The organism is Streptomyces sp. NPDC046197, from assembly GCF_040646295.1.
GTDB lineage: Bacteria > Actinomycetota > Actinomycetes > Streptomycetales > Streptomycetaceae > Streptomyces.
Genome location: NZ_JBEYZY010000030.1, coordinates 1 through 22721, shown reverse-complemented (window position 1 = coordinate 22721; position 22721 = coordinate 1). Strand labels below are relative to the sequence as shown.

The window sequence follows — 22721 nt, the reverse complement described above, 5'->3', positions numbered from 1 at the left end:
CTCCTGGCAGGCCCGCCCGTCTCATCCAGCGGCCGTCATGTCGTCGGCGACGGGTGCAGCACCGCTTCCATCACCGCCTTCGCGATCGGTGCCGCCGTGCCGCCCCCGCTGATGTCCCCGCGCCGCGCCGACGCGTCCTCCACCACCACGGCGACCGCCACCTTGGCGTCCATGTCATGGTCGCCCTGCGCCCAGGAGACGAACCAGGCGTACGGCGTACCGGTGTTGCCGACTCCGTGCTGGGCGGTGCCGGTCTTGCCGCCCACCGTCGCGCCCGCGATCGCGGCGTTCCTGCCGGTGCCCTCGGTGACCACGTCGGCCATCAGCTCCCGCAGCCGCGCGGCGGTCGACGGGCGCATCACCTGGTGCACCGGCCGGGAGCCGGCCGCTGACACCGTGCCCCCGCTCCTGCGGGTGGTGCGCTCCACCAGGTACGGCGAACGCGCCTCGCCCCCGTTGGCCACGGCCGCCGCCACCATCGCCATCTGCAGCGGGGTGGCCCGCGTGTTGTACTGCCCGATGGACGACAGCGCGAGCTGCGCCCGGTCCCCGCGGGAGTCGAAGGTGCTCGGCGAGACCGAGAAGGGGATCCTCAGATCAGGGTCGTTGAAGCCGAAGCCGCGCGCCGTCGAGGTCATGGCGTCCACGCCCACGTCCACGCCCAGCTTCGCGAACACCGTGTTGCACGACCACTCGAAGGCGTAGCGCAGGGGCGCGTTCCGGCAGCGTTCGGCCTCATTGGCCAGACGGGTCGTCGAGCCCGGCAGGGGGTACGGGTCCGGCGAGTCGGTCGGCGCGTCCAGGTCCGTCACCACCCCCGCGTCCAGCGCGGCCGCCGCGGTGACCACCTTGAAGGTGGAGCCCGGCGGATACGTCTGCCGCACCGCCCGGTTGAGCATCGGCTGCTCCGGATCGTGGTTCAGCCGCTCCCAGGCCGCGATGACCGCCGGCCCGTTCCCGGACAGCTCCGCCGGGTTGTACGACGGAGTGGACACCAGCGCGAGGATCCGGCCCGTCGTGGGCTCGATCGCCGCCACGGCACCCTTGCGCCCGGCCAGCCCGTCGAACGCCGCACGCTGGGCGGCCGGGTCGATGGTCGTGATCACGTTGCCGCCCGGGGTCCCCACCCGCGTGAGGTTCTGCCACAGCGGGAACCCCGAGAGCATCGGGTCGGTGCCGGAGAGCACCTCGTCCTCGGCGTGCTCCAGGAACGTCGTCCCGTACCGCTGCGAGGCGAACCCGGTGACCGGCGCGTACAAGGGCCCCTCCGGGTAGGTCCGTTCGTAGCGCAGCTGCTCACCGCTGTCCCGGGAGCCGGTGACCGGCCGGCCGCCGACCTGGATGTCGCCGCGGGGCTGTTTGTAACGGGCGATCGTGGGACGGCGGTTGGCCGGGTTGCCGTCGTACGAGGGGGCCTGCAGGACCTGCAGCCAGGCCGTGTTCACCACCAGCGCCACCAGCAGCAGGATGCAGAAGGCGGCGGCGTGCCGGATGTACCGGGTCACGGGGCCACCCGCCCGTCGTACTGCCGTCGTGCCACATGGCTCACCCGGATCAGCAGCGCCACGATCGCCCAGTTGGTGACCACCGACGACCCGCCCTGCGCCAGGAACGGCATCGCCATTCCGGTCAGCGGGATCAGGCCCGTCACGCCGCCCGCGATGACGAACACCTGGAGCGCCACGATCGAGGCGAGCCCGACCGCGAGGAGCCGGCCGAAGGGGTCGCGCAGGGCGAGGCCCGCCCGGAAGCCGCGTTCCACGAGCAGCCCGTACAGCAGGAAGACCGCGGACAGCCCGGCCAGCCCCAGCTCCTCCCCGGCGGTCGCCAGGATGAAGTCCGACTTGGCCGCGAAGCCGATGAGGATCGAGTGGCCGAGGCCGAGCCCGGTGCCGAGCACCCCGCCGGCCGCGAAGGAGAACAGCGACTGGGCCACCTGGTTGGGGCCCTGGCCCGCGTCGATGGTCGCGAAGGGGTGCAGCCAGTCCTCGATGCGGCCGTGCACGTGCGGCTCCCACCGGCCGACGGCGAGCGCCCCCGCCACGGCGAGCAGCAGCCCGACCGCGAGCCATCCGGTGCGGCCGGTGGCGACGTACAGCAGGACGACGAACAGTCCGAAGAACAGCAGTGAGGTGCCGAGGTCCCGTTCCAGCACCAGGACGCCCACGCTCAGCAGCCAGATCGCCACCACCGGGCCGAGCACCCGCCCGGTGGGCAGCCGCAGCCGCCACAGGTGGCGGCCCGTGTACGCCAGCGCGCTGCGGTTGGCGGCCAGGTACGCGGCGAAGAAGACGGCCAGCAGCACCTTCGCGAACTCGCCGGGCTGGATGGAGAACCCCGCCACCCGGATCCAGATGCGGGCGCCGTTCACGGCCGGGAAGCAAATGGGCGCCGCCAGCAGTGCGAGCGCGGCGACCACGCAGACGTAGGCGTACCGCTGCAGCCAGCGGTAGTCGCGCAGCATCAGCACGACGAGGATGAACAGCGCCACGCCCAGTGTGGACCACACCAGCTGGATGGGCGCGGCCCGGTCACCGGGGGTCTCCAGGTCGAGCCGGTAGATCAGCACCAGGCCCAGGCCGTTGAGCAGCACGCCGATGGGCAGCAGGAGCGGATCGGCGTACGGGGCCCGCAGCCGGACGGCGACGTGCGCGAGCAGCGCGAGCACACCGAGCCCGGCGCCGTAACCGGCGGCGCCGGGCGGGATGGTGCCGTGCTTGGCCAGGCCCACGGCGCAGTAGCCGTACACGGACAGCAGCACGGCCACGACGATGAGGGCGAGTTCGACGCCGCGGCGCCTGGGGAGGCGGACGGCGGGCGTCGGCGGGTCCGCCGCTGCCACGGTGGTTCCGGCCTTGGTCATGTCCGGAACTTACCCAAAACGGGCGTCTTGTCTGCCTTGTGGATCGGCACCAGCGTGGCGTGATGCGCGCGCCAGGCGCGCTGCGCGGGATGCCGATCCGGCGCGCCGCCCCACCACGGGTCACCCCGGCAGTGCCGCGGGATGACCGCCCGTCACACCGCGCCGTCGGGGGCGGTGCCCCCGGCCACCGTGCGCGGCGGCATCGGCGGGTGCTGAGGCAGTGTCAGCGTCGCCGTCGCTCCGCCGTCCGGCGCGTTGGCGAACTCCAGCCGGGCACCCAGCACCTCGGCCTGGCCCAGCGCGATCGTCAGCCCGAGCCCGTGCCCCGTCGCGCCGCCCTCGGTACGGAAGCGCTGCGGCCCGTGCCCCACGAGGTACTGCGGATAGCCCTCGCCGTGGTCCCGCACGGTGACGACCGGTCCGTCCACGGTCAGCACCACCGGCGCCCGCCCGTGCCGGTGTGCGTTGGCCACGAGGTTGCCGAGCACCCGCTCCAGCCGCCGTCGGTCGGTCTCCACGTACGCGTCCCGCGCGATCCTGACCTTGGTGTCGGCCCCCGCCGCGCGCACCACCCGCTCCGCCACCGCGCTCAGGTGCTCGCCGTCCAGCTCCAGCCGCTCCCGCCCGGTGTCCAGGCGGGAGATCTCCAGCAGGTCCTCGGTGAGGGTGCGCAGCGCGGCCACCCGGTCGCGCACCAGCTCCGTCGGGCGGCCCGGCGGCAGCAATTCGGCCGCCGCGTGCAGCCCGGTCAGCGGGGTGCGCAGTTCGTGCGCCACGTCCGCCGTGAACCGCTGCTCCGCCAGCAGCTTGCCCTGCAGTGAGGACGCCATCGAGTCCAGCGCGGCGGCGACCGCGGCCACCTCGTCCTGCGGGCGTGCCGGGTCCTTCGCCAGCGGGTCGTGCACGCGCGCCTCCAGGTCGCCCGCACTGATCCGCCGGGCCACCCGCGCGGTGGCGTGCAGCCGCCGGGTCACCCGCGTCACCGCGAAGGCGCCCACCAGCAGCGTCGCCCCGATCGCCAGCCCCGAGGACCACACGATCGACCCGTCCAGCGCGGCGATGGTGCGGGCCTGCTGCGAGTAGTCGACCTCCACGGCCAGCGCCCGTCCGCGGTCGGCGGGCCCCGCCGCCCACATCGTCGGCCGCCCGTTGTGCCGGTCGACCATCGTGCCGCGCTTCCCGTGCGCGGCCAGCCGCCGCAGTGACTCCGGCAGCCCCTGCGGGTCCACACCGGCGCCCGGCAGCAGCGTGTCCCCGGCCTCGAACGCGCTGGTCGCGTCCTTCAACCGGGACAGTGCCAGGGCGCGTGCCTGGCCCACGGTCTGGTTGGTCACCGAGACGTGCACCAGGATGCCGAGCAGCGCGGCGAGCGCGCAGCACATCACGATGATGAAGGCGGCGGACTTCGCGGCGAGCGTTCCCGCCCACTGGGGGAGCACGACCCTCATTCCGGGCTCGCGGAAGGGGTGAGCGACGGGCGGGGGACCGGCGAGGGAGAGGCGGTCGGCGCCGGGGTGCGCGCGTGCGTGGGCTTGTGCTGGCCGGTGCGCAGGAACTCGTCCCGCGAGAACACCATGGCCCGCTGCTCCGGGTCCCACGACCAGGACGTGCGGTACTCGTAGCCGGCGATCCCGGCCGGCGAGCGGATGATCACCGCGCGCCCGGCCAGTTCCACGCCGATCACCGCGTCGTTGTTGGCGAAGACCTGCACGAGCTTGTGTCCCTCGAAGGTGTAGACCCGCACGGCCGTCTGGTTGGTCGGGTACAGCCGGAAACCGAGCGTCATGTCCTCGTGCCCGTCACCGGTGAGGTCACGGTAGTACGGCTGCATGACGGGACACTTCGCGCGGTCCCCGCCCGCGGCGCAGTCCGCCAGCCGGACCGCCGTCTCGCGATACTGCGCCTTGGCGCTCTTGTAGTCGTCCGGGTGGGCGGCCACCTCGGCGCGTACGACGGCCACCGGGTCCACCTTGCGGATGTCGTCGCCGGGTGCGGTGATGCCCTTCATCGTCTCGATCTGGACCTCGTCGTAGGGCCAGGCCGGGCTGGCGGCCGGTTCCAGCGAGGGCCAGAGCCGGGCCGGGCTGACCGCGGTCGGAGTGGCGCCCGCGGCGCGCAGCCCGCCCGCGTCGCCGCAGCCCGCCACCGTCGCCGACAGCAGGCCGACGAGGGCGGCGAGGAGCACGGCACGCGCCGGTCTGTGCCGGCGGGGGTGCGGGGGACGGCTGGGGAACACGGGTCTCCGGGTAGGTGTGGGTAGGGGTACGACTGCCTCGTACACCTTATTCGTACGGAAGTCCTTTTTGTTCGGCGGTGCGAACAAATGGTCGCGCTGAGCTGTGGGCCGTGGTGGCCAGGTGGTGTCCTTGTCCGGGCCGTGGTGGCCAGGTGGTTCGTGGTCCGGGCCGTGGTGGCGCCGCGCTGTTTCGGGGTGCGGTCGGCCGGTGCCGCTCGGGGTGCCGGGGACCTCGGGCAGAAACGATTATTCGGCCAGTTCCTCCAGTAATCGGGCCGTCGGCAGCCCGGCCCGCAGGTAGTCCACGAACAGCTCGTTGTGCAGCGCCCAGGGGGAGCGGCGGGCGCGGATCAGCCGGATCGCCTCGTCGGTGGAGCGGCCCTGCCGGACCAGCGCGTGCGCGACCACGAGACCCGAACGGTTGTACCCGTGGTAGCAGCGGACGAGAACCCGGCGCTCCTCCTCCAGCGCGTCGCAGGCGGCCCGGGCCAGCCGCATCACGCCCGCGAGCTGTGTCCCGTCCAGCGGGCCGTCGGGAATCGGCCACACATGGTGCTCGACCCCGGGATCCGGCCCGTGTCCTGGCAGCCTGAGCAGCGTCTGCACAAGATCGAACTCATCGTGCACGACGGCGAGCCGCACCTGCCCGGAGTGACCCCTGAACTCGTGCCCGCCCATCCACAGGCCGGGCACGATCTCGTTCCACGGGCTGTCCGGAGCCGGTACGTCGGGTTGCTTCCTGCGGGTCCGCAACGGCTCCTCCCCACTCCCCAGCCCAACTGCTCTCAAAGGTAGCCGGGTTCTTGCCCTTGGAGCACCCCGCCTGTTCCCATGGTCATGGGGTGATGGTGCATGAGCGGATCACGTGGACCGGACGACCGGCACCGCCTGCGCGTCATACCGACCTGGCGCCACGGTCAGGAGCGGCTGTACGTGTGCCACGAGGACGGCAGGAACGTCGCCTGGTACGACCGTGAGGCAGGCCGGGTCAACCTGCTCAGCGAGGGCGAGCAGGACGACATACTGCACGCCCTGGGCCCGTTCCTCACGGGCCCGGTCATGGTGGGACCGCCCCCGGTCCCCACGCCCGCCGAGCTCGCCCGGCTGACTCTGCACCCGGACGACGACCTGGCGCCCAACCGCCCCGGCGAGGCACTGCTGATCGCCCTCGACCGGGAGGCGGCCCACGCGCACCGCCTCCGCCCGGACCCGCGCCGCAGGGCCCTCACGGCCGAACAGACGGTCGGGGAGACGCTGGACCGCCTGGACGGCGCCGGCTGGCACGCACTGCACTCCATCCCGCTGCCCGGCGGGGACCGCATCCACCACCTCATGATCGGCCCCGGCGGCCTCTTCGCCGTCCACGCGCTGTACGCCCGCAAACAGCGGGTGCTGGTCGCCGACCCGATGGTCACGCTGGGCCGCCGCGAGACACAGCCCCTGCTCCGGCGTGTCCGTTCCGACGCCGACCGCGCCTCCTACGCCCTGACGGCCGAGGTCCACCCGATCCTGGCCCTGGCCGGTCCCGCCGACCTGCGCGTGACCGCGCCCCCGCGCGGGGTCCGCATCCTCCAGGACACGGACCTGGCGGCCCTGACCCGGCTGGGCGGCGTGCTCAAGCCCGCGGACGTGGAGGCACTGCACGCGATGGCGAGGGACCGGCGGACGTGGGGGCGCGTCTGAACGTCGTGTTCGAACATCGTGTCTGGACGTCGTGTCCGAGCGTCGTGTCTGGACGTCGTGTCTGTACACGGCACCCGGCCCGCACGGCAGGGCACCCGGCCCACGTGACGGGGGCGCCCGGCCCGCACGGCCTCAGGGCAGCGGACGGGCGCTTCCCGCATCCAGCAACGGAGCCAGCAGGTCCCCGAAGTCCTGCACCCTCGGCCCGATGTCGGCCGCCCGGAACTCCAGCCGCTCCGGCACCCGGCACCCCTCCACCTCCTCCCACGTCACCGGCGCCGACACCATCGGCTCGGCCCGCGCCCGCAACGTGTAGGGCGCCGCGGTCGTCTTCCGGGCCGCGTTCTGACTCCAGTCCACGAACACCTTCCCCGGCCGCAGGCTGCGCGCCATCCGGTGCAGAACCAACCGCGGCATGGCCCGCTCCGCCTCGACCGCCAGCCCCTTCGCGTACTCCGAGGTCCGCTCACTGGACGTGGGCCGTACCGCGGCGAGCAGATGGAGCCCCTTGGACCCCGACGTCTTGGCGAACGCCTCGACCCCGTCCTGCGCCAGCCGCTCCCGCAGCCACAAGGCCACCCGGCAGCAGTCCACGACGGTGGCCGGCGGCCCCGGATCGAGGTCGAACACCAGCCGGTCCGCCACTCCCGGCGTCCCGATCCGCCACTGCGGCGTATGGAACTCGGTGACCAGGTTGGCCGCCCACATCAGGCTCGGCAGATCCTGCACGAGCACCATCCGCGCCGGTCCCTCCGACCGTGGCACCTGCGCGGTGGTGACCCACTCGGGCGTACCCGGCGGCACGTTCTTGACGAAGAACACCTGACCGTCCGGCCCGTCCGGGTACCGCAGGAACGACATCGGACGATCCCGCAGATGGGGCAGCACGGTGTCGGCGATCGTCGCGTAGTAGTGCAGCACCTCACCCTTGGTGAAACCGCTCGCCGGATACAGCACCTTCTCCAGATTGCTGAGCGCCAGCCGTCGCCCCTCCACCTCTGTGATCGGCGTCATACGATGAGAATCCCACGAAAATCACCACAAACCGTTGGTAACGGATCCGAATCAGATCCCGGGACAGATCCGGAAGGTGCTGCACGTGCGATCCATCTGGAACGGCGCCATCTCGTTCGGCCTGGTCAGCATCCCGATCAAGCTGATGAACGCCACCGAGAGCCACTCCATCTCCTTCCGCCAGATCCACACCGACGACGGCGGACGCATCCGGTACCGCAAGGTGTGCGAACTGGAGGACCGCGAGGTCACCCAGTCGGAGATCGCCAAGGGCTACGAGGACGCCGACGGCACCGTCGTTCCGATCACCGACGAGGACCTGGCCCATCTTCCGCTCCAGACCACGAAGACGATCGACATCGTGGCCTTCGTCCCCGCCCAGCGGATCGACCCCCTCCAGTTGGAGAACGCGTACTACCTCGCCGCGAGCGGGGCGCCCGCCGCCAAGCCGTACACACTGCTGCGGGAGGCACTCAAACGCAGTGAGCGGGTCGCGATCGCCAAGTTCGCCCTGCGCGGGCGCGAGCGCCTCGGCATGCTGCGCGTGGTGGACGACGTCATCGCCCTGCACGGCCTGCTCTGGCCGGACGAGATCCGCGCCCCCGAGGGCGTCGCCCCCGACGCCGGCGTGAAGATCCGCGACAAGGAGCTGGACCTGGCCGAGGCCCTGATGGACACCCTCGGTGAGGTCGACCTGGACGAACTCCACGACGAGTACCGCGAGGCCCTGGAGGAGGTCATCGCGGCCAAGGCCGCGGGCGAGGCACCCCCCGAGGCCCCGGAGCCCGCGTCCGGCGGCAAGGTCCTCGACCTGATGGCGGCCCTGGAGAAGAGCGTCACGGCGGCCAGGCAGTCGCGGGGCGGGGAAACGGGGAGAGCAGTGAAAGTGGGGGGAGCGGGGGAAGCGGGGGAAGCGGGGGAGGAGGCGGCGGAAGCCGGGGAGGCGGCCGAGGTCAGACACCTCCGGCAGCGCAAGCCTGCCCGCGCCCGGCCCAAGGAGACGACGGGCAGGAAGTCCGCTTCGGCATCGAAGTCGACGTCCGCTTCGAGATCGACGGCACCGTCGAAATCGACGTCGGCATCGAAGAAGGCCGCGGCGAAGAAGCCGACGTCGAAGTCGGCCGGGGCCTCGAAGAAGACGGCGTCGAGCAGCAAGTCCACGGCCAAGAAGACCCCGGCGAAGAAGGCCCCGGAAAAGAAGACGGTGGCACAGACGGCGACAAGGACGGCGAAAAAGCCGGCGGCGAAGACCGCGGCGAAGACCGCGACGAAGACGGCCTCCGGCAAGCGCACTGCGTAGCGGGCCCGCGCCGGTGCCTGCACACGCGGACCCACAGGTATGCGGGTCCACGGGTATGCGGGTCCACGGGTATGCGGGTCCACGGGTATGCGGGTCCACAGGCATGCGGGCGACGTCGGCCCGTGGTGGCCGGCGTCCACCCCCACGCCGAGCGGCGTCACGGCGCCCAGCCCGGTGACGACGACCACTCCACCCTGCCCGGCGACACCGGTTTTTCGACGGCAAGGGTGTCTGCGGTGACCCCGAGGGCATCAACGCATCGTGAAGACCCGGCCTTTCCAAGGCCGACAACTTCGACCTGACCCAGGTCGGAATGGCAACCTTCCACCCGAAGATCCCCGGAGCACGGCTGTACGCCAACGTGCTGGAGCGGGCGCTGAAGTAGGAGCGGTGAAGGGGGAATCCCGGATCCCGGGCAGGGCCTGAGTACCCGTACTCAGGCCCTGCCTGCTGTGTGCGGACACAATGCAAGCGACACGGCACAGACAAGGAGAACCGGCATGGCGCTGTCTCGAACGTCCCGCACGGCCCGGAAGCTGGCGGCTGTCGTCGGGGCCGTCGGCGTACTCGGGACGGCCTCGTGTTCCGCCGGGGGCAGTTCCGTCAGCCCCGGGGAACTGCGGAAGTACGCGGGCAGCGAGCAGGCCGTGCAGGCCAGGCAGCATGCCGAGACGCACCTCCGTGGCATCGTGCAGGCGTACGACAAGGACACCCCCCTGACCCTCGCCCTGGTCACCGTCCGGGACTACTGCAAGACCAGTTCGTCGGGCGACTGGCTGTCGGGCGACGACACCTACAAGGTCCGCTGCGACGTGGCTGTCACCGCCTACTACGGTGCCGACCCGGACCGGATCGGCGACGTGCTCGACGGAGTTCTCGCCGCCGGCGACCGCTACAAGGCTGCTCCCACCCCACGGGGAGGCGTCGCCCTGGGCCATGACGACCACCGGCGCAAGCTGGTCGCCTACTACCGGGGCCACGGCCCGAACCCGCAGGGCCCCGACACCCAGGAGCCGTCGCAAATCTCGGACACTTCGCAGACCCTGAACTGGGACATGGTCCGCACCCACCAGCACCGCACGCTGGTCGGCGAACCGCCCGTCTGCGTGAAACCCGACCCGCCGGTGACCCGGTGCGATCACGAGGACCAGTCGACAACCGTCACCGACATCCGCAAGAAATACGGCATGGTCTTCGAACTGAGCCTGCCCACCTTGGAATACTACGAAGTGTTCAAGGACGGCCAGACGCACACCACTTGGTGATGCTGTTCGGGCCGCTGGTCCTCGGTGCCACCTGGGCCGCGGGAGCGGCGTCCGGGAGCGACGGGAGTGGCTGAAACCGCGAGAAATTGAAGAATTCTCATAGGTTCGATCGCAATGACGCTCGTGCAGCCGTTTCTACGACGGTGGCCATCTTTACTGTGCGCCCTCTCACGTTCGCCCGTCCGGGTGCGACCGAGGTGACGAAGAACTGGCCCGTGCCGCCTTGCTCAGCGGCGGCGTGGGCATCGTCCGGGACGGGGCCCTGCACAGCCACCGACCCTCGAGGCCTGTCAGATGAGCCCCAGGAGCCGGGCTGCCGTTCCTCCCAGCACCTGATCGCGTACCTCACCCGGGCTGGTGACGCGCTCGACGGTCGCGCGGGCGAGTGCCGGATCGCCGTACGGGGCGTCGGAGCCGAACAGGGTGCGGTCCGGTATCTCCCTGATGGCCAGCCGAACGGCGAAGATCACGTTGGCCGTGGAGAGCTCCAGGAACATGCTGGGCGTGTCCCGGACCAGCTCGATCGCGTCCATCCAGTTCAGCCCTCCGAGCTGGCTGATCACCAGAGGTACGGACGGATACGCAGCCGCCAGCCGGGCCAGGGTTCGCAGGTCTTCCGCCGTGGTGGGCGCGAATCCGTGGACGACAACGGGCAGTTTGCCGTGGTCCGCCGCCGCCCGCATCACGGGTTCGACGAGGTCTGCCCGTCCGGGTGGCGGCGTCAGTTCCCCGATCCCCCGAAGCCCACGCCCGACCACGTCCCGGTCGACCATCTCGGCGATCCGATGCGGCGTCAGGTCGAGTGGCACGCTCCTGAAGCCGACGAAGCGATCCGGATGGGCGTCGAGCGCTTCGTCCAGCTCCTGCCATGCGGTCCGGTACCCGCCGACTCCGTTGGCCCGGCCCCCGATCGCCTCGCCCAGCAGGGCCATCTCGCGGCGCAGCGACTCGAGGCCGGTGGCGCGTTCCGGATGCGGCCGCGTCCCGAAGAGCACCGCCCGGTCCACCCCGGCGTCGTCCAACAGCGCGATGTGATCCTCGACCGGATCGTGGACATGGCTGTGCGCGTCGATGATCATCCGTCTCTCCTTGCGTGAAAGCGGTCGGTCAGGAATGCGACCGACCGGGTCAGCGTTGCGCCCTGACACCGTTGGAAGGTCAAGCCGAAGGAGAAGGCCGTGCTGATCGGGGAGCTGTCACGCCGCACTGGAGTCAGTGAACGCCTCCTGCGTTACTACGAGCGCGCCGAGCTGATCCAGCCGGAACGACGTGCCAACGGCTACCGTGACTACGCCGACGAGACAGTGGAGACCGTTCGGAAGATACGCGCGCTGCTCGCTGCCGGCCTGCCCACGCGGGTCATCCGCCGGCTTCTCCCGTGCGCCGTCGACGGCCCGACCCTGCGTCCGTGCCCCGGCGTCCTCGACCACCTGCGTGCCCAGTTGACCACCCTCGACCTTCGCGCGGCCGACCTGGCCACGGCCCGAGACCTACTGCGCCAAACGATCGCGGCGACAGAATCCGCGGCCATCCCCGAATAGGCGCGCATGCGGATGCCGGAACGCCGGTCGAGCCGGCGGGCAACGACGCCTACGCCGGCTCCTCTTGCTGACCCCTGCGTCCGGCACGGCTGTGCCACGGCGACCCCTTCGCCCCCAACTTGGGCAGGGCCGCTGCCTTCCCTCGTCCTCTACGGCAGGCCGACGCGGTTCGCCATCACGCGCAGCGCCTCGCCCAGCGCCATCCGTTGCTCCTCCGTCAGCCCGGCCACGAACTCCTTGTCCAGGGTCCGCGCCAAGGAAGTGCAGCGGTCCAGCAGGCCTTGCCCCTCCTCGGTGAGTGTCAGTACCTGCCGCCGGCGGTCCTGCGGATCCCGGACCCGCTGAACCGCGCCGAGACCCTCCAGGTAGTCGGCCAGCGACACCATCAGGCTGGGCGCAACCCCCATCCGCGTGGCCAGTTCCTGCTGGGACGCCACGGCAGCGAGGCTCAGCGCGGCCATCAGACCGACGTGCTTTGGTTTGAGGCCCAGCCCCTCGATCTCCTGTGTGAACCGGTCGGTGACCACCGTGCCGAGAGTGCCGAGCCTGAACACCACGGTCGAGGTCAGGCCCGAGGCATCGCCGACCGTCGCCCCATTGACATCGCTCATACCGAGAATGATAGCTTCCCAAAACCATTCACGACCAGAATGATTCACGGGGAGACGTAACTGTGAACTCGTCCACCGCACAGGCCATCCTCATTGCCGCCAACAGCCTCGCCTCCCTCATCTCGGCCGGCTTCTGCATCGCCGGAATGATCAGGCCTGGCCTCGCCCTGCCCAGGGGTACGACCGTCAACGGCGGCACGCATCTCTACGCGAACGCCTACGGAGCCCGGGCGATCCCCCTCGCCGCCGTCACCCTCGCCCTGTTCGCCATGGGCGACCGGTCCACCGTCGCCCCCGTTCTTGCCGTCGCCGGCCTGGCCCAGATCGGCGACTTGGCGATCGGCGTACAACAGCGCAACAAGGGCATGGCCATCTCCGCCGGCCTCCTCGGCGTTCTTCACCTCGCGTCGGCGTGGTGGTTCCACATGCTGTAGCACGAACCTCAGCGGACGACAGTCAGCCGCGACGGCGAGGACGCCGACCGACCACGCGCGCGCGTGTGTGTCTCGCCGCACCCCCACCGGCCTCCGCCACACTGCCCGTGTCGTCGACCGGAGCAAGGCGCGACGGCCGGCCCCTGACAACCGCTGTTCCCGCCCGTTCTGGTGCGGCTGTGGTACGGGGTGTCTGGCCAAAGCTAGTGCCCCGGCAGGCACTACTCGTCGACGCCCAGATCGGCGCGCATGGACCGCTTCAGTGCCCCCAGGCAAGGCCAGACCTCCTTATGGAGTTCACCCTCCAGGTTCGCCAGTTCCTGTGTGTACGTGGAGGGTGCCGCTCCATACTTCCTGAGCTTGCCGTACGCGGCGTTCAGACGCGTCTTTGCCGTGCTGGAGGCGCGCAACACGGCGTCCGGAACGATCATCTGGGATTCCGCGTAGCTGTCCCGATAGGCCAGCCTGTCTGCCTCCAGGTTCTCCAGGGACGTGGCAACGTCCTCGCTGCGTTGAAGCGCGTGCAGGTAGTTGGTCATGGCCGTCAGGTACTGGCGTGAGGCAGTGTTCAGCGTGATGTAGCAGGTGCGGCGCCGTTCAAGGCCCTCGCGCTGCCGTTGTCTGGCCTGCTCCGCCCTGAGCAGCTCCTGGGCATGACCTCGTTCCTCGCGCCGTTGTTCAGCGGCTGCCTGGAGTTCCATGCGCTTGGTGCGGTCCGCGCGGTTCTGTGTCAGCAGCGCGGCTCCCAGCGTTCCCGCCACGCCCACCATGGCGATCAACAACCCCGTCCAACTGGCGTCCATGATGCCCCCCTTTGTGAAGTCGGAAGACCTCGCCCCACGGCTGGTACCCCCCCGGTACGCCTCTGCGGAACCCCCGGACTTCCCCAGGCCGCCGCCGGTAGCCGTGAAGCACGGTCTCGCCCATCATGCCGGGGCACACGAGCCCGGCGTGATCCGAACGAAAGACCCTAACGGGCAGTCATGGCAGGCTCGTTGTCGGAGCCTGCGGCTATGGACAGTGGCCGTCCGCCCAGTCCCACTGGCGCAGCTCAAGAGTCGGCGGGCACCCACTGACGCGCACCGTGGCCGTTCGTGCCGTACCAGTAGTGGGGCAGGCCCTTGATGCTGCTGGTGCGGAACGGGCGGCCGTGGTCGTCGATGCGGACCGTGCCGGTGCGGCCCTGGGAGGACCAGTCGAGCTCCAGGTACCAATCGCAGTCGTAGGTCTCGGTCGTGGCGGTGACCAGCAGCACCTCCGGGTCCTCGGCGGAGACGCGGTAGGGGAACTGCACGGCGCGCGCGTGGGCGACCGGGCGGTTGACGTCCAGGTTCACCGAGAAGTCACGGGGCGTCAGGTCGCCGCCGCAGCCCTGACCCATGGCGTACACGTTGCCGGTGACCGGGGTGCCGCGGCTGACGATACGGACCCGGAGGGCCTCCAGGACCACGGCCGTGGACGACTTCCCCTGCACCGAGATCTGCACCATCGTCTGCCGCCCCGGCACCGCCCCCTGCGTCGCCGCCCACACCCCGGCGTCCTGCTCCACCGGAGGCGGGGGCACCTGGGCCGGCTCCTTGCCGATGACGTAGTCGTGCCCGCAACCACCGTCCCAGATCTGTGAGTCGGCGGTCCAGGCGAGCGGCTCACCGGTCGGCGCGGGAGCGTCGCCCCTCGTGTCCGCCGACGGTCCGCCCCTTGCCCCGGGACTCCCCGAGGCCCGTACTCCTGCGGAGGGCGAGGCCGACGAACCACTGGGGGAGGGGCTGGTCGCAGTGGCCGAGGAGTGCTGCGACGTAGCGGATCCTGTCGTACGGGACGGACCGGGGGCGTCGGCCGAGTTGTCGTGAGACCGGTCGGCCGACAGCGCCGACAGACTGCCCAGCGTCACCAGCAGCACGGTCGCCGCGGCGGCACCGACGACGGTGCGGCGACGGCGGTACCAGGGCCGTTCGGCCGAGCGGGCCGCATCCCACTGGACCGTCGGCCCGGGACTGCCCGGTCCGGGAGCGTCGGAAGCGGGCAGCCCGTCATCGGGTGCGCCCACGTCGGGTGCGCCCGCGTCGAGTCGCGGCGGTGCACCGCTCGTGCCGCCCCCGTCACCACCGATGCCGTCCCCGTCACCACCGATGCCGTCCGCGCCGCCACCGACGCTGCCCGCGCCGTCACCGATGCCGTCCCCGTCACCGATGCTGTCCCCGTCACCACCGACGCTGCCCGCGCCGCCACCGATGCCGTCCCCGTCACCGATGCCGTCCGCGCCGCCACCGATGCCGTCCGCGCCGCCACCGACGCTGCCCGCGCCGCCACCCGCGCCCCGCACCGTCCGGATGTCCGGACCCGAAGCCCGCTCGCCCCTTATCGGCTCCAGCACCCCCTTGGCCTTTGTCGGCTCCGCTGCCTCCTCGGCCCTTGTCGGCCCCGCCGCCCCCTCAGCCGCCCTCGGCCGCTTTCGTGCCGTCACCGCGAGCAGCCACAGACGGTGCAGTTCGAGGCGTTCCTCCGGTGCCGCCCCGCAGAAGGCGGCCAGGCGCTCCACCGGGGCGTAGTCCTGCGGGACCGCCTCGCCCGCGCAGTAGCGGTGCAGCGTGGAGGTGTTCATGTTGAGGCGCCGGGCCAGAGAGCCGTAGCTCCGGTCCGTGCGGTCCTTCAGCCGGCGCAGCAGCGCCGCGAACTGCTCGACATCGTCCCCGGTCGACACCGTTCCCCCGTCCCCCCACGTGTCCCCGTATTCCAGGCGGTCCATATACCTGCACGTCAGATGGGCTGGGATGGTTCCACCGTCGCCCAACGGGCGTCCGCCGTTGCGCCGGGCCGCCGTGACGGCCGATGCTCCTGGTGTCGCACCGATCAGGGCCGGACCGACCAGTCGGCGGCGGCCGACAGACGACACCCATGCACTCATCCACGGGGGACACCCATGCACTCATCCACGGGGGACACCCATGCCCAAGCGCACCCGAGCAGGCCCGCTCCTGGCCAGGCATGGCGCTGGTCGGCGACGGCTCGGACACCTGGTACCGGGAGTTCCGTACCGACCTCGACACGAGCGCCCGTCGGGTCGGCGTGCAGTTGCCCCCGACAGCTGCGGCGAAGGGGCGCTTCTCGCGGCTGAACAAGGACATCAAGCATCAAGTCCTGTGCGGCACCCATCGAGAAGGCCGACCCAAAGACCGAGGCCACGCTGAAGGACGTCGGCCGGCTGCCTGTCGAGGAGCGCGCCCACGTCCAAGGCCTGCACACGGTGAGCTCCTGGGGCGCCTCCGACGTCTGTCTGCTCTCCTTCGGCCGGGACGGCAGGACCGTCACGGTCATCGACCCGGGGGCAGCCGGGCGCCTTCGGGGACGCGCAGACGAAGGCCTTCAAGAAGACGACCGTCAAGGCCGTCAACAAGATCCACTGACCGCATGACCGGGGCCGCTCTCCGCCACGGGGGTGGGGAGAGCGGCCCATCGACCACCGACAGCGCCACCCGGCGCCATTCGGCACGACTCGGAAAACAGGGAACACACATGAGCAGCAAGACCCGCACCGTCCTTACCGCCGGCGTCCTCGCCGTCGCCCTCGGCCTCGGCGCCACCGCCCAGGCCTCCGCCGGCGCCCCGCGCAGCGTCAGCGGCAAGCCGTCCGACGACATCACTCGCATCGCCGACTTCTACGGCACCTACATCGACGCGGTGCTCGACGAGGACAGCGGCAACCTCGGAAAGGCCCTGCGCAACCACTACCTCACCCCCGCCTTCCAGAAGGAGCTGGCGGCCTGGGAGGACCGGGAGCACGCCGACGGCGTCCTGCGCGCCCAGAACGTCCCGCTCGCCTGGAAGGTCACCGACAACGGCACCACCCGCACCTACACGGAGGCCGTCGTCACCCTCACCTGGAGCAGCGGCTCCACCGTCAAGCTGGTCGTCGACATGACCCGCGACAGCCACAGGATCTTCCACATCGGTGAGAAGGGCGTGGGACGCAAGTAGTCACTCCGGCCGCAGCCGCAGCGTGAGGATCTGGAACGGTCGCAGCTCGAAGGCCAAGGCGCTCTCGTGCAGCGGCCGTTCCGGCAGGTCCCTCACCTCGGACCGGCCCACCGGGAACCCGGGCGTGAGGTGGCCCGCGCCCCGCCGCCCCCAGGACTCGTACAGCCGCACCATCACATCCCCGCTGCGGTCCTGCGCCGGCTTCACCGACTCGACGGTCACGGCGGGTGGTCAAAAGACCACCTACGAAGACCTATTGGCGAGTGTGGGAGGAAGCGCGGGGGTACGCGCTCCCGCCCGAGCACGTCGACTCGCCGTTGGCCGGACGCCCGTACGACCTGCGGCACGCCTGCATGACGCGGTGACTGAACGCGGGGTACCGATCGCTGAGGTAGCCCGGCGAGTCGGCAACACTTCCGAGGTGATACACCGGTGCTATCACGGCTGCATCGACGGTCAAGAGAAAGCCGCCAAAGCAAAGATCGCAAAGGCGTTGGAGGAGGACGGAGACGCTCCATAGCGGTCCGTGTCATCGCGCTGCGAGGACGGTCCGGGAGACTTCAGACCGCCCTCTAAGCGGTCTTGGTGAAGTTTGTTGCTGATCCTTGTATGTGAGCTCGCTGGCGGTCAGGGACTGGTCCACGGCGGTGCCGATGGCCTCGACGCTGGTATGGGCCCGGTGAGGGGTAGTCCTCGTATTTGGCCGAGCGCCAGATGCCCAGCAAGTCGGCGACCTTCGGTGCGGTCAGGCCACGCTTCAGCAACCGGACGCACTCATGCCGCCGCCGCTCGTTCCCCGGCAGATCACGCCCGGACAGTCGACGCCGCACCTCGACAGGCTGCTCCGCCGTCAACTCCACCGTCAGGATCTTCGGCACTGCTATCACTGATTGTCTCTTCAGGCTCGCCCACAACCGGCCCGGGACGGTTTCAAGAGCCGTCAGAAAAACGGCCTCGACATCACTCGTCCGTAGCACCGGCGCCAAGGCCGAAGGGTTCAGTGGCCGGTGAGCAGCCGGATCACCCAGTCGACGACGGCCCGCGCTGCGCCGGCACACCACCAGCTCATCCGGCTCCGGCTCCGTCCTCCCGTCGCCGACAGTTCCGGAACGGAACTGGCACCCACACGCGAGCCTCGGCCCACACCCATGGCGCCCACAGGCGAGCCCTGGCCCACACCAGGTGATTTACGCCCCCTCACCAACGCTCTGAAAAACTTGCGCGTGCAGGCCGGGACTCCCACGATCACGCAAATCGCACGCATGAGCGGCATTGCCCAAAGTACGGTTCATGCCGCGCTGACCGGAAAGTACCTGTACAAGCGGTCGGTCCTGGACGCCATTTTGGCGACTCTTGCTGCCGATGCTGACGAGCACAACCGCATTCGTCAGCTGCACGGATTCTTGGTCGAGGAGGCGAGGGCGAGACGAGCGCAAAGAAAGGCGCGGCCAATCGGGCAGCGTGCCTGACCAGTGGGGTGCAGTTGACGCGACGCTGCGGGGCCACCCCTGATCTTGGAGACACGAGACACCAGATCTTGAGGATCTGAGAACGGACATCTCGTGGTCATGAAGCACTACCCTGCCGAGTTCAAGGCGGACGCGGTCGCCCTGTATCAGTCGCGGCCCGGAGCGACGATCAGGTCGGCTGTCGGCTACCGGTCAGTGACCTGCCGGGGAAGCGGCTGACGGCGGAGGTTGGCGACGACGGCAGTTGTCCGGCTGGCGGCTTGCCTGACCTGCCGCAACGCGCCAGCCACGGGGGAGATGGGGCCGTTTTCGTCGCTGCGCCGACTTGGTTCGGATATCTGACACAGGCTGGGGGTACCCGCCTCGCAGCAAGGCCCATGGCCGAGTCCGGTACGCGGTGACAGCAACGGAGAACCAGATGAAGGCCCGCCAATCAGCAGCCCCGCCGACGCCAGCGCCGGTTCCAGCGGATGAGCAGCCCGCCGAAGTCCTCTCCGGCCGCTACCGGTTGGGAGCGAGGATCGGATCGGGAGGCATGGCCGACGTGTACGAGGGCGTTGACACGCGCCTTCGGCGGCCCGTGGCCGTCAAGGTGTTCCGGCCCGGCACGGACCCGCAGACGGAGGACCGTCTCACCGCGGAGGCCGTCCTTCTGGCCCGCCTGCAGCACCCGGGACTGGTCACCGTCTACGACGCCGGCCGCCACGACGACCGCACCTACCTGGTCATGCAACTGATCAAGGGCCCCACGCTGCGCAGCCTTTTGGCGTGTGGAGCGCTGCCTGAGCGGCGTGTGGTAGATGTGGGCGCCGCCCTCGCGCGGGTGCTGGCCTATGTCCACCGCGCCGGCGTCGTGCACCGAGACATCAAACCGTCGAACATCCTCCTCGACGCGGCCGGTGCTCCTCACCTGGCTGATTTCGGCATCGCGCGCCTGGCCAACGCCACCCGCCATACGGCACCGGATGTGCTGATAGGCACCGCCGCCTATCTGGCACCGGAGCAGGTTGAGGGCGGGCGGATCGGGCCGGCCGCCGACGTCTACGCGCTCGGCCTGGTCCTGCTGGAGTGCTTGAAAGGCGAACTGGAGTACCAGGGCACCCCATTGGAAGCGACAGTCGCCCGCCTACACCGCCCACCCGAAGTCCCCACCTGGCTCCCCTCGGAACTCGCGGCCCTGCTGCGGGCCATGACCGCCCAGGACCCCGAGGCCCGCCCGGACGCCGAGCAGTGCGCGCAAGCCCTCGCCTCCCGGCACGCCGGACCTGATCCATACCCCCTGCCGCTCTCGGCGCCCTCCGAGGCGCGCCTTCCGACGCCGCTGGCCGCTCACCCCGGAACGGAAGAGCACATACGCTCTCAGGAGGCGGCAGTCACCCGGCGCGACCTCCCCGGCGGCACTCGCCGCAGCCGTCGCCTGGCAGCGGGTACGGCCCTGGCCCTCTCCGTGGCCCTGGGCGCGACTCTTGCCGTCACATCGAGCACTAGAGGAAGCGACGACCGGGCAGCAGCGACGCCCGCCGAAACCCCCTCGCACCCGCCCTCCGATACGGCGACTGCCAAGAGCGGGCCCGGTGCCCTCCCACCCACCCGATCTGACGGGGCTCAGCCCACCTCTAGGGCATTCGGTGCGTCCCACCTCGCGGCTGCGGCAACCGGATCTCATGCCCAGCCCGTCTCCAGGACACTCGGCGCTTCTTATCCGGCGGCTGCCCCGAGCTCGAGCCGCAGCGCCTCTGCACCGCCCGCGAGCTCGAGGCCGCCCGGATCGGCGTCACCGCCGCCACGATCCGTGCCGACCGCAGCCGGGGCCGCCGGCCCGAGCCGGACGACACCTGCGACGGCGCCAACCGCTGGCACGACGCCCCCATCACCAAGGCCCTCGAAGGGCGGCGCCGCTACCGGCGCACCGCCCAGCCCAAGCCCGACGCATTAGAGGCCGATGACCAAACCCGCCGTGCCGGTACATGCTTTAGGGGCACACCCGCTTTAGGAGTTCGATCCGGCGACCATACTCGCCCTGCTTGGAGCCCCCTTGCCGGCGTCGCTGGTTCCACGGCAGGCCGTCGATGTACGGGGCCATTCGCAGTCCTTGATGTCAGACATAGATGTCAACGGCTCCAGCCAGCGCTGGAGTTGACATCACCTCGGAGCGGAACCCCCTGAAAGGATCAGCCTCACTCGGGCCGTCATGCGCTCAGTGGTCAGGAGGTCATCCTCCCGGTAGTTGCAGTGGTGGGCGCCGCCCAGATAACGACGGACCCAGCACCGTGGCCCGCGGCGACCTTCACGATGCCGGGGTCGATCCACACCACGGTTCTCATCGGGAGGTCGAACGAGGTGAGCCTGAAGCCGGCGCGCTCGGCGGCGTCCGTGAGCACGTCGTCCGGCACAGGGTCGACCACGAGGGCGCGCATGTAGGAGCCGAAGTCCGGCTCGTTGGGCAGCCAGCAGTAATGCGCGAGGTGCTGTTCGATCCTGTCAGCGAGGGCGGTGCGGAACGCGTCATCTGTTCGGGGGTGCGCTGCCCCCGGTCCGGCTGGAGTACTAGTCGGTAGCGCTGAATCGCAGCTTCGGCTCCAAGGTGGGAACGCCCTGCTACGACAGGACTGCGGGGCCCCGGGCGGCCCTTCGCCGTGCGCCCTGGTCAAGGGCCGCCTCCCGCTCCGCCCACGATCCTGCAAGGTCGAGTTCGGCCTGCGTCCCGGGCGGGGCACGGCCGGATTAGCGGTAGGGGGCTGCGGCCGACGGACGCCGCAGTGCATGGTGCCCGTCGGCGGGTCCCCGCGCAGTGGCCGGACGCGGCCGTCGGCGGGCGACGGCCGCCAGTGTACGAAGGAACAGCCACTGTCGGCTCCGGATACGCAGGATCCGCCGGCACTGTTCCGCCGTATACGCGTGGCGGACCGCACGGCGCCCGGCAGCGCTCCGTCACCGGGTGTCGCGCGGGCGAGGGGCCTACCGTGGGAGATGGTCCCGGCGTCGGCCCCGCCGACCGGCCGGTCGTTCACGCCGGGGGCGGAAGGAGGCACGAGATGTCCGATGCGATACGGGACACCACGGCCCGGCGCGTACGACATTTCGTCGACGCCGGATATCCCGACGCCGGGCCCGTCGAGGCGGCGGTGGAGGGAGCCGTCTACCGTCTCGGGGACGGAACGGTGGCCAAGGTGTGGGAGCGCCGACGGGTATCCGAACTGCGGCGGATGCAGCGTTTCTACGCCGATGCCGCGGCGCACCTGCCGTTCGGCTCCCCGGAGATCCTCGCCGTCGAGGACATCGACGGTGTCCCGATGACCGTGGAGCGGGAGCTGACCGGCGAGCCCTTGGCGGGCAGGATCCGCACCGACGACCCGGACGAGGTGCTGCCCGAAGCGGTCGACTGCCTGGTCGGCGTGCTGCGCGCCCTCGCGGACGCCCATGACGTCGACGAGGTCAAGCACCTTCCCGTGCTGGACGAGGAACGCCCGCTGTGGGAAGGCCACACCACGTTCGGATCCGCCCTGGCGGACCTGGTGGACCGGCGGGTCAGCCGGTGCGCGGACCGGCTCTCCACGCATGTCCGCGACTTCGACGACACGCGCGCCCGGGTGCTTCGGAAGCTGCGCTCGCTGCCCCGTACCGACGAGGCGGTCGTCCACGGTGACGTCTTCCCGGAGACCGTGCTGGTGGACGACGACCTGCGGCCGCTCGCCCTCGTGGACTACGGCTTCCTGTCCACAGGCGGGGACCCCCGGTTCGACGCCGCCGTGGCCGCGGCCATCTTCCCGGCGGGCACCGAGCACGCCCCGGAGATCACCCGGCAGCTCACCACGCGGTTCGCCGACGAGTTCGGCTACGCGGTCGACGACCTCCTGCTGTACCGGGCCGCCTATGCGATGGCCACGAGCGACGCCTTCGCGCCGGGCGGCGGTGACGAGCACTTCGCCTGGTGCGTCACCGTGCTCGAGGACCCGGCCGTCGCCGAGTCCCTGCACCGGTGATGCACCGCGGGCAGCCGGACAGCCGGGAAGTTCCGGTGACGGTGTGTGCGGTGCCCTACGATCCCGAGCGGATCCAGGGGCACATGGCCCTGGGGGTCGAGTCAGGCACTGCGCGCTTGGTACAAACAGCGGCTGGGGTACCAGGGCCGCTCGCCCGGGTGCGAGGTAAGGCGAGACTGATCCCCGAGTGTCCCGAAAGAACTCCTGAGGCGGTGCTCATCTGGCCGTCATGGGCCCCTGCGGAGGCCCCTTGACCTAGTGCCCCGGCAGGCAACGTTCGCCCCGTCGCGACGCCCGGCACGCACTCTCGCCGCACCGGCCGAAAGCCCAAGTACGTCCAGTACGAG

General features: G+C 70.7%; 20 protein-coding genes and 1 pseudogene. 9 read left to right on the top strand and 12 right to left on the bottom strand.

The window, feature by feature from the left end:
• Positions 1 to 35: 35 nt before the first annotated feature.
• From AB0A61_RS31465 to AB0A61_RS31445, 5 genes are all read right to left on the bottom strand, one after another.
• A complete protein-coding gene (locus AB0A61_RS31465; protein ID WP_361299794.1) occupies positions 36 to 1505 on the bottom strand; it encodes a penicillin-binding transpeptidase domain-containing protein in 1470 nt (489 codons plus the stop codon).
• Positions 1502 to 2863 (bottom strand): FtsW/RodA/SpoVE family cell cycle protein, encoded by a 1362-nt coding sequence (locus AB0A61_RS31460; RefSeq protein ID WP_361299791.1) that lies wholly within the window; start codon positions 2861 to 2863, stop codon positions 1502 to 1504. The genes AB0A61_RS31465 and AB0A61_RS31460 overlap by 4 nt, the downstream gene beginning before the upstream one ends.
• Positions 2864 to 3015: 152 nt before the next feature.
• Positions 3016 to 4311, bottom strand: a complete 1296-nt coding sequence (locus AB0A61_RS31455) for a HAMP domain-containing sensor histidine kinase (RefSeq protein ID WP_361299788.1) — start codon at positions 4309 to 4311, stop codon at positions 3016 to 3018.
• Positions 4308 to 5099: a hypothetical protein gene (locus AB0A61_RS31450; RefSeq protein WP_361299785.1), complete on the bottom strand. Its 792-nt coding sequence runs from the start codon at positions 5097 to 5099 to the stop codon at positions 4308 to 4310. Before AB0A61_RS31450 ends, AB0A61_RS31455 begins: the two co-directional genes overlap by 4 nt.
• Positions 5100 to 5345: 246 nt before the next feature.
• Entirely contained in the window at positions 5346 to 5852 is a 507-nt protein-coding gene (locus AB0A61_RS31445; protein WP_361299782.1) for a dual specificity protein phosphatase family protein, read from the bottom strand.
• A 99-nt stretch (positions 5853 to 5951) separates the two neighbouring features.
• On the opposite strand from AB0A61_RS31445, the gene AB0A61_RS31440 reads away from it, so the two are divergent.
• On the top strand, positions 5952 to 6782 hold the full coding sequence (locus AB0A61_RS31440) for a nuclease-related domain-containing protein (RefSeq protein ID WP_361299779.1): 831 nt from the start codon (positions 5952 to 5954) through the stop codon (positions 6780 to 6782).
• Between the two features lie 132 nt (positions 6783 to 6914).
• On the opposite strand, the gene ligD is transcribed toward AB0A61_RS31440, so the two are convergent.
• Positions 6915 to 7796, bottom strand: coding sequence for a non-homologous end-joining DNA ligase (ligD, locus tag AB0A61_RS31435; RefSeq protein ID WP_361299776.1), 882 nt, complete (start codon positions 7794 to 7796; stop codon positions 6915 to 6917).
• A gap of 85 nt (positions 7797 to 7881) precedes the next feature.
• On the opposite strand from ligD, the gene AB0A61_RS31430 reads away from it, so the two are divergent.
• Both AB0A61_RS31430 and AB0A61_RS31425 read left to right on the top strand, forming a co-directional pair.
• Positions 7882 to 9096: a Ku protein gene (locus AB0A61_RS31430; RefSeq protein WP_361299773.1), complete on the top strand. Its 1215-nt coding sequence runs from the start codon at positions 7882 to 7884 to the stop codon at positions 9094 to 9096.
• A 500-nt stretch (positions 9097 to 9596) separates the two neighbouring features.
• Complete coding sequence (locus AB0A61_RS31425) at positions 9597 to 10361, top strand: hypothetical protein (protein WP_361299770.1); 765 nt, start codon at positions 9597 to 9599, stop codon at positions 10359 to 10361.
• A gap of 290 nt (positions 10362 to 10651) precedes the next feature.
• Here AB0A61_RS31425 and AB0A61_RS31420 read toward each other — a convergent pair whose 3' ends face one another.
• Complete coding sequence (locus AB0A61_RS31420) at positions 10652 to 11440, bottom strand: amidohydrolase family protein (RefSeq protein WP_361299767.1); 789 nt, start codon at positions 11438 to 11440, stop codon at positions 10652 to 10654.
• A gap of 99 nt (positions 11441 to 11539) precedes the next feature.
• Between AB0A61_RS31420 and AB0A61_RS31415 the strand changes: the two genes are divergently transcribed.
• A complete protein-coding gene (locus AB0A61_RS31415) occupies positions 11540 to 11902 on the top strand; it encodes a MerR family transcriptional regulator (protein ID WP_361299764.1) in 363 nt (120 codons plus the stop codon).
• Positions 11903 to 12051: 149 nt separating this feature from the next.
• On the opposite strand, the gene AB0A61_RS31410 is transcribed toward AB0A61_RS31415, so the two are convergent.
• Complete coding sequence (locus AB0A61_RS31410) at positions 12052 to 12513, bottom strand: MarR family transcriptional regulator (RefSeq protein ID WP_361299761.1); 462 nt, start codon at positions 12511 to 12513, stop codon at positions 12052 to 12054.
• A 62-nt stretch (positions 12514 to 12575) separates the two neighbouring features.
• Between AB0A61_RS31410 and AB0A61_RS31405 the strand changes: the two genes are divergently transcribed.
• Positions 12576 to 12947 carry a DUF4267 domain-containing protein gene (locus AB0A61_RS31405; protein WP_361299758.1) on the top strand — a complete coding sequence of 124 codons (372 nt, stop codon included), beginning with the start codon at positions 12576 to 12578 and terminating at the stop codon, positions 12945 to 12947.
• A gap of 221 nt (positions 12948 to 13168) precedes the next feature.
• Here AB0A61_RS31405 and AB0A61_RS31400 read toward each other — a convergent pair whose 3' ends face one another.
• Positions 13169 to 13750: a hypothetical protein gene (locus AB0A61_RS31400; protein ID WP_361299755.1), complete on the bottom strand. Its 582-nt coding sequence runs from the start codon at positions 13748 to 13750 to the stop codon at positions 13169 to 13171.
• A gap of 248 nt (positions 13751 to 13998) precedes the next feature.
• On the bottom strand, positions 13999 to 15693 hold the full coding sequence (locus tag AB0A61_RS31395) for a helix-turn-helix transcriptional regulator (protein WP_361299752.1): 1695 nt from the start codon (positions 15691 to 15693) through the stop codon (positions 13999 to 14001).
• A 767-nt stretch (positions 15694 to 16460) separates the two neighbouring features.
• On the opposite strand from AB0A61_RS31395, the gene AB0A61_RS31390 reads away from it, so the two are divergent.
• Positions 16461 to 16922: a hypothetical protein gene (locus AB0A61_RS31390; protein WP_361299749.1), complete on the top strand. Its 462-nt coding sequence runs from the start codon at positions 16461 to 16463 to the stop codon at positions 16920 to 16922.
• Here the strand turns inward: AB0A61_RS31390 and AB0A61_RS31385 are convergent.
• Positions 16923 to 17150 (bottom strand): annotated as a pseudogene (locus AB0A61_RS31385) (glycosyl hydrolase-related protein); the annotation flags it as partial.
• A 920-nt stretch (positions 17151 to 18070) separates the two neighbouring features.
• On the opposite strand from AB0A61_RS31385, the gene AB0A61_RS31380 reads away from it, so the two are divergent.
• Positions 18071 to 18391, top strand: a complete 321-nt coding sequence (locus tag AB0A61_RS31380) for a helix-turn-helix transcriptional regulator (RefSeq protein WP_361299746.1) — start codon at positions 18071 to 18073, stop codon at positions 18389 to 18391.
• A gap of 418 nt (positions 18392 to 18809) precedes the next feature.
• A complete protein-coding gene (locus AB0A61_RS31375; protein WP_361299743.1) occupies positions 18810 to 20327 on the top strand; it encodes a protein kinase in 1518 nt (505 codons plus the stop codon).
• Positions 20328 to 20595: 268 nt separating this feature from the next.
• Here the strand turns inward: AB0A61_RS31375 and AB0A61_RS31370 are convergent, their stop codons facing one another.
• On the bottom strand, positions 20596 to 20808 hold the full coding sequence (locus AB0A61_RS31370; RefSeq protein ID WP_361299740.1) for a hypothetical protein: 213 nt from the start codon (positions 20806 to 20808) through the stop codon (positions 20596 to 20598).
• Between the two features lie 618 nt (positions 20809 to 21426).
• Here AB0A61_RS31370 and AB0A61_RS31365 point away from each other — a divergent pair.
• Complete coding sequence (locus AB0A61_RS31365) at positions 21427 to 22374, top strand: phosphotransferase (RefSeq protein ID WP_361299737.1); 948 nt, start codon at positions 21427 to 21429, stop codon at positions 22372 to 22374.
• Positions 22375 to 22721 lie beyond the last annotated feature (347 nt).

Bases quoted from the DNA above. Each gene is read 5' to 3' on its own strand.
- AB0A61_RS31460 (WP_361299791.1), bottom strand. From the start codon at position 2,863: ATGACCAAGGCCGGAACCACCGTGGCAGCGGCGGACCCGCCGACGCCC.
- AB0A61_RS31455 (WP_361299788.1), bottom strand. From the start codon at position 4,311: ATGAGGGTCGTGCTCCCCCAGTGGGCGGGAACGCTCGCCGCGAAGTCC.
- AB0A61_RS31440 (WP_361299779.1), top strand. From the start codon at position 5,952: ATGAGCGGATCACGTGGACCGGACGACCGGCACCGCCTGCGCGTCATA.
- ligD (WP_361299776.1), bottom strand. From the start codon at position 7,796: ATGACGCCGATCACAGAGGTGGAGGGGCGACGGCTGGCGCTCAGCAAT.
- AB0A61_RS31425 (WP_361299770.1), top strand. From the start codon at position 9,597: ATGGCGCTGTCTCGAACGTCCCGCACGGCCCGGAAGCTGGCGGCTGTC.
- AB0A61_RS31420 (WP_361299767.1), bottom strand. From the start codon at position 11,440: ATGATCATCGACGCGCACAGCCATGTCCACGATCCGGTCGAGGATCAC.
- AB0A61_RS31410 (WP_361299761.1), bottom strand. From the start codon at position 12,513: ATGAGCGATGTCAATGGGGCGACGGTCGGCGATGCCTCGGGCCTGACC.
- AB0A61_RS31400 (WP_361299755.1), bottom strand. From the start codon at position 13,750: ATGGACGCCAGTTGGACGGGGTTGTTGATCGCCATGGTGGGCGTGGCG.
- AB0A61_RS31395 (WP_361299752.1), bottom strand. From the start codon at position 15,693: ATGGACCGCCTGGAATACGGGGACACGTGGGGGGACGGGGGAACGGTG.
- AB0A61_RS31390 (WP_361299749.1), top strand. From the start codon at position 16,461: ATGAGCAGCAAGACCCGCACCGTCCTTACCGCCGGCGTCCTCGCCGTC.
- AB0A61_RS31380 (WP_361299746.1), top strand. From the start codon at position 18,071: ATGGCGCCCACAGGCGAGCCCTGGCCCACACCAGGTGATTTACGCCCC.
- AB0A61_RS31375 (WP_361299743.1), top strand. From the start codon at position 18,810: ATGAAGGCCCGCCAATCAGCAGCCCCGCCGACGCCAGCGCCGGTTCCA.
- AB0A61_RS31370 (WP_361299740.1), bottom strand. From the start codon at position 20,808: ATGCGCGCCCTCGTGGTCGACCCTGTGCCGGACGACGTGCTCACGGAC.
- AB0A61_RS31365 (WP_361299737.1), top strand. From the start codon at position 21,427: ATGTCCGATGCGATACGGGACACCACGGCCCGGCGCGTACGACATTTC.